The following is a 6,000-nucleotide window of genomic DNA, read 5'->3' on the forward strand; positions in this document are numbered from 1 at the left end:
GCACCAGGTGAGCGACCGCATCCAGCACGAACGCGCCGGACGGTGCGGCAGAGCAACGCCCGCCAACAAGGCCCTCGTCAAGCGCTTCGCGCTTGCCCGGTGGTCCCCTCCGGGGACGCTTTTGCCTGGGGGCGGCCCGGCGGCAGAAAAGGGCGACCGGAGCCCCCTTCCTGCATGCCGGACGGATCAGCCGGCTCGCTCGAACACCGCGATGCTTTCCACGTGGGCCGTATGCGGGAACATGTTGACCACACCCGCGGCCGCGCAGCGGTAGCCGGCCTGGTGCACCAGCAGGCCGGCGTCGCGCGCCAGTGTGGCCGGGTTGCAGCTCACGTAGACGATACGACGCGGCGGCGTCCAGCCGGCGGCGGGCAGCGGCGGGGCCTCCTCGGCGCCGATGCGGGCCTGGTGCAGGTCGGCCAGCGCCTTCGACAGCGCGAAGGCGCCTTCGCGCGGCGGATCGACCAGCCACTTGTCGGCGGCGCCGTCGGCCACCAGCAATTCGGGCGTCATGTCGAACAGGTTGCGGGCCACGAACTGCGTGGGCGCCAGCGGCCCGCTCACGCGGTCGGGCGTCTGGTTGCGGTCGTAGTTGGTGCGCGAGCGGGCCACCAGCGCCTCGCTGCCTTCGATCCCCAGCACCTCGCGGGCCTGGGTGGCGATCGGCAGCGTGAAGTTGCCCAGGCCGCAGAACCAGTCGATCACACGCTCGTCACGCCGCGCGTCCAGCAGCCGCAAGGCACGGCCGACGAGCACGCGGTTGATGTGGGGGTTCACCTGGGTGAAGTCGGTCGGCTTGAACGGCATCTCGATGCCGAACTCCGGCAGCGCATAGGCCAGCTGCGCGCCGCCGGCCTCGAGCAGGTGCACCGTGTCCGGGCCCTTGGGCTGCAGCCACCACTGAACGTCCGCATGCCGGGCCGCGAAGGCGCGCAGGCGGTTCTGGTCGGCGGCCGACAGCGGCCCCAGGTGCCGCAGCACCAGCGCCGTCACCGCATCGCCGCAGGCCAGTTCGATCTGCGGACAGGTATCGCGCGCATCGAGCGACGCGACCAGCTCGCGCAACGGCACCAGCATGGCGCTCACATGCGGCGGCAGCACCGGGCAGACGCCCATGTCGGCGATGTAGCGGCTCTTGCGCTCGTGAAAGCCCACCAGCACCGTGCTCTTCTTGACCACATGGCGAACGGCCAGCCGGGCGCGGTAGCGGTAGCCCCAGGCCGGGCCTTCGATCGGCCGCAGCAACGTCTCGGCACGCACTTTGCCCAGGTGCCAGAGGTTGTCTTCGAGCACTCGCTGCTTCACCGCCACCTGGGCGCCGACGTGCATGTGCTGCATCTTGCAGCCGCCGCAGGCGCCTGTGTGCAGGCCAAAGTGGGGGCAGCCGGGCTTGACGCGCTGGGCCGATTCGCGGTGGATGGCCGTGAGCGTGGCCTGCTCCCAATTGTTCTTGCGGCGGTGCACCGTGGCGCTCACCAGTTCGGACGGCAGCGCACCGTCGATGAACACCACCTTGCCGTCGAGCCGGCGCGCCACGCCCTGCGCCTCCAGGTCCAGCGATTCCACCTCCAGCCAGTCGGGGGGCACCCCGCTCTGCTGTTCCATCGTTGTCGTCATATCGCTCATGGGCCCGATTGTCTCAGGCCAGGCAATACGGTCCCAGACGAGGCTGGTGCGGAATGCGGCCCGCGCGGCCGCGGACTCCGTTCAGATCAGCTTCTCGGAGGGATGGGTGATCTTGCGCAGCGGCTGGCTGCGACCGCCCTGCACCAGCAGCGGCACGGCCGTCTCGCCACCGTTCCACATCGGATCCTCGATGCTGTCGAATACCTCGCGCAGCCGCTGGCCCCAGCTTTCGTGCAGCATACGGAAGTACGGATTGTTGTGCTCGATGCAGGCGATACGGTCGCTGCGCAGTGCATCGGCTTCATACACCACCAAATCCAGCGGCAGGCCGACGGAGAGGTTGGACTTGAGCGTGGAATCCATCGACACCAAGGCACACTTGGCGGCTTCGGACAGGGGCGTCGCCAGCGTCAGCACCCGGTCGAGCACCGGTTTGCCGTACTTGGATTCACCGATCTGGCAGTACGGCGTTTCCGAGGTCGCCTCGATGAAGTTGCCGGCCGAATAGACCTGGAACAGACGCATGCCTTCGCCGCGGATCTGGCCGCCGAAGATCAGCGACACGTTGAACTCCACGCCGGCCGCCTTGAGCTCCTGCCCGTCGCGCTCGTACACACGGCGCACGGCCGCACCGAGGACGCGTGTCGCATCGAACATGCTGGCGGCGTTCCAGATCGTGATCGGCCGGCCCGTGTCCGGGTCCTCGATGTGCTCGGTCTGGAGGATCTCGCGCACGGACTGCGAAATCGACAGGTTGCCGGCGGACAGCAGCACCATGAAACGTTCGCCCGGCTTCTCGTAGACGATCATCTTGCGGAAGACGCTGATCTGGTCGAGACCTGCGTTGGTACGCGAATCCGAGAGAAACACCAGCCCGGCGTTGAGTTTGATGTCGACGCAGTAGGTCATGTCCTGTCCGCCAGTTTCTTGAGGGAGTAAAGAAGATCGAGCGCCTCGCGCGGCGTGAGCGTGTCCGGATCGATCTCGGAAAACCGCGATTCCAGAGCGCTGGTCGTGGGCGCTTCGGAGGCAGGCGGCGGCGCGAACAGGTCCACCTGCAGGCGGGATTCGCCCGCTTGGTCCTCCAGCGCCGTCAGCGTATGGCGCGCATGGGCCACCACGGCCTGCGGCATGCCGGCGAGTCGGGCGACCTGGATGCCATAGCTGCGGTTGGCGGGCCCCGGCTGAATCTCGTGCAGGAAAACGATGTCGGAGCCGGACTCGGCTGCGCTCACGTGCATGTTGACCGCGCCGTGGTGCTTGGCCGGAAAGTCAGTGAGCTCGAAGTAGTGCGTGGCGAACAAGGTGAATGCCTGGGCGCGATCGTGCAGATAAGCCGCGATGCCGGACGCCAGTGCGAGGCCATCGAACGTCGACGTGCCACGGCCAATCTCGTCCATCAGCACGAGCGACTGCGGCGTGCTGGTATGCAGGATCTGTGCCGCCTCGGTCATTTCCAGCATGAAGGTGGACTGGGCATTGGCCAGATCGTCGGCCGCGCCGATGCGCGTATGGATAGCGTCGATCGGCCCGCGCCGGCAGGCTGAAGCGGGCACGTAGCTGCCGATCGACGCCAGCAGCACGATGATGGCCACCTGCCGCATGTAGGTGGACTTGCCGCCCATGTTGGGGCCGGTGATGATCTGCATGCGCTGGCGGCCCGACAGCCGCGTACCATTGGCAATGAAGCTGCCGCCGCCGGTCTCGGCCAGGCGCGCTTCGACCACTGGATGGCGGCCGCGTTCGATATCGATGCACGGCTCCTGCGCAAACACGGGACGGCACCAGTTCAGCGTGAGCGAGCGCTCGGCCAATGCACACAGGGCATCGAGCGCGGCCAGCGACTGCGCAAGGCGGCCCAGAACCTGCACTGCCGGCTGCAACTGGTCGAGCACCTGGTCGTAGAGCCATTTCTCACGGGCCAACGCACGCTCCTGGGCCGACAGCGCCTTGTCCTCGAAAGCCTTCAGCTCCGGCGTAATGAAGCGCTCGGCGTTCTTGAGCGTCTGGCGGCGGCGGTAGTCATCCGGCACCCGGTCCAGGTTGCTGGTGGTCACCTCGATGTAAAAACCATGCACCCTGTTGAACTGCACCCGCAGGTTCGAAATGCCCGAGCGGGCGCGTTCGCGCGTCTCCAGATCGAGCAGGAATCCGTCGCAGTTCTCCTGGATGGCCCGCAGTTCGGCCAGTTCGGCATCGAAGCCCGAGGCGATCACGCCGCCGTCCCGCACCTGTGCAGCAGGCTCGGGAAGCATTGAGCGCAACAGGAGGTCGGAGCATTCGGGAGGCGCCACCAGACCGGCAGCGATGTCGGCCAGCGCGCCTGCCGTCCCCGGCAGCAGCGGCGCCAGTTCGCATGCCCGCGCCAGCGTCAATCGCAGTGCAACCAGTTCGCGCGGTCGGACTTGGCGCAGCGCGATGCGGGCGGTGATGCGCTCCACGTCGCTCATCCCCTGGAGTTGCTCGCGCAGCCGCTGCCATGCGCCGTGCCCATGCGTGCCGCGCAAAGCCTCGATCGCATCCAGCCGCGACGAGGCTTCGGCACGGTCGCGCCGCGGCTCCAGCAGCCAAGACCGGAGGCGCCGGCTGCCCATGCCGGTCATGCAACTGTCCAGCAGCGAGAACAACGTGGGTGCATCCTCGCCACGCAATGTTCTCACCAACTCCAGGTTGCGGCGCGTCGTCGGAGGCAGATCAATCAGTTCGCCGGGCCGCTCCGCGCGCACGCTCTGCAAATGCGACAGCGCGCAACCCTGGGTGTGCTCCGCATAGGCCAACAGCGCTGCGGCCGCCGCCTGTGCCAGTTCCAAGGTGTCCGCCCCCCAGGCATCCAGGCTGGCGGCGCGCAGCTGCTCCAGCACCTTGCGCTTGCCGAGGGCTGCGTCGAACTGCCAGTCCGGCCGCGGCGTCAGCGTGCTGCCGACCACGCCTTCGGAGCGCAGTAGCTGCAGCCGCTGCTCGAAGCGCTCGGTGACGCCGGCGCTGTAGAGCACTTCGCTCGGCACAACACGCGCCAGCCAGCCAGCCAGCGCATCGCCGTCGCACTCGGCCAGATGCAAGGTGCCTTGCGTCACCGCGAGCCAAGCCAACCCCACACGGTCGCGCGGAGCCTGATGCACAGCCAGGAGGATCGACTCGGTCTTGTCCCCCAACAAAGCCGTGTCGGTCAGCGTGCCCGGCGTGACGACACGCACCACCTTGCGCTCCACCGGCCCCTTGCCCGCGGACGCATCGCCGACCTGCTCGCAGATGGCAACCGATTCACCCAGCTTGATCAAACGGGCCAGATAGCTTTCCACGGAATGGAACGGCACGCCTGCCATCACCACAGGCTGGCCTGCCGATTGCCCCCGCTGGGTCAGCGTAATATTGAGGAGCCGTGCCGCCTTCTCCGCATCTTCGTAGAACAATTCATAGAAGTCGCCCATCCGATAGAACAGCAGGGTGCCAGGATAGTCCGCCTTGAGCGTCAGATATTGGACCATCATCGGCGTGTGGCCCGACTCGGCGAGTTTGGAAGTTGCTTGATTTTTCGGCATCTGCGCGAACCACGGATCAAATGGTCTTGCCACTGCGATACAGAACCGTATCGACAAGGCCCAGCCTTTCACTGTACTTGCTCTTCCAAAAGCGAGGAAAGCATCTGTTGCCCTGCGAAGCAGAAAACCCCCTCATGCATGGACATGAGGGGGTTAGCTGGGCTGAAGGAGCCTGACGATGACCTACTTTCACACGGGAGGCCGCACTATCATTGGCGCGGAGACGTTTCACTGTCCTGTTCGGGATGGGAAGGAGTGGGACCGACTCGCTATGGTCGTCAGGCGTAAAGGGTTGCTTCGCTGTCGTTGGGGACAGCGAGGCGAATTCATAGAGTCTGGTCAGCGTGGTGAGTATTTTTGATTGTGTCGCCTGTGTTGGCATAACACCTTGATCGATCAATCGTTGTGGACTGATGCTGTGATCAAAGTTATAGGGTCAAGCCGCACGAGCAATTAGTACTGGTCAGCTCAACGCATTGCTGCGCTTGCACACCCAGCCTATCAACGTCCTGGTCTTGAACGACTCTTCAGGGGGCTCGGGGCCCCGGCAGATCTCATCTTGGAACGAGTTTCCCGCTTAGATGCTTTCAGCGGTTATCTCTTCCGCACTTAGCTACCCGGCGATGCCACTGGCGTGACAACCGGTACACCAGAGGTGCGTCCACTCCGGTCCTCTCGTACTAGGAGCAGGCTTCCTCAAATCTGCAACGCCCACGGAAGATAGGGACCAAACTGTCTCACGACGTTTTAAACCCAGCTCACGTACCTCTTTAAATGGCGAACAGCCATACCCTTGGGACCGGCTACAGCCCCAGGATGAGATGAGCCGACATCG

Annotated in this window: 3 protein-coding genes and 2 rRNA genes; all 5 read right to left on the bottom strand. The window is 65.5% G+C overall.

Features of this window, described 5'->3' with window-relative positions; translation table 11 throughout:
• Nucleotides 1-186: 186 nt before the first annotated feature.
• Nucleotides 187-1,626: a 23S rRNA (uracil(1939)-C(5))-methyltransferase RlmD gene (rlmD, locus tag GAK38_RS15450; protein WP_325345617.1), complete on the bottom strand. Its 1,440-nt coding sequence runs from the start codon at nt 1,624-1,626 to the stop codon at nt 187-189.
• An 81-nt stretch (nt 1,627-1,707) separates the two neighbouring features.
• Nucleotides 1,708-2,535 (bottom strand): proteasome-type protease, encoded by an 828-nt coding sequence (locus tag GAK38_RS15455; protein WP_325345618.1) that lies wholly within the window; start codon nt 2,533-2,535, stop codon nt 1,708-1,710.
• Nucleotides 2,532-5,165: a DNA mismatch repair protein MutS gene (gene mutS, locus GAK38_RS15460; protein WP_325345630.1), complete on the bottom strand. Its 2,634-nt coding sequence runs from the start codon at nt 5,163-5,165 to the stop codon at nt 2,532-2,534. The genes GAK38_RS15455 and mutS overlap by 4 nt, the downstream gene beginning before the upstream one ends.
• Before the next feature lie 170 nt (nt 5,166-5,335).
• A 5S ribosomal RNA gene (rrf, locus tag GAK38_RS15465) occupies nt 5,336-5,448 on the bottom strand.
• Between the two features lie 149 nt (nt 5,449-5,597).
• Nucleotides 5,598-6,000 (bottom strand): 23S ribosomal RNA (locus GAK38_RS15470); the annotation flags it as partial.

The sequence above is a fragment of the Xylophilus sp. genome (genome assembly GCA_009914555.1).
Lineage (GTDB): Bacteria > Pseudomonadota > Gammaproteobacteria > Burkholderiales > Burkholderiaceae_C > WNDY01.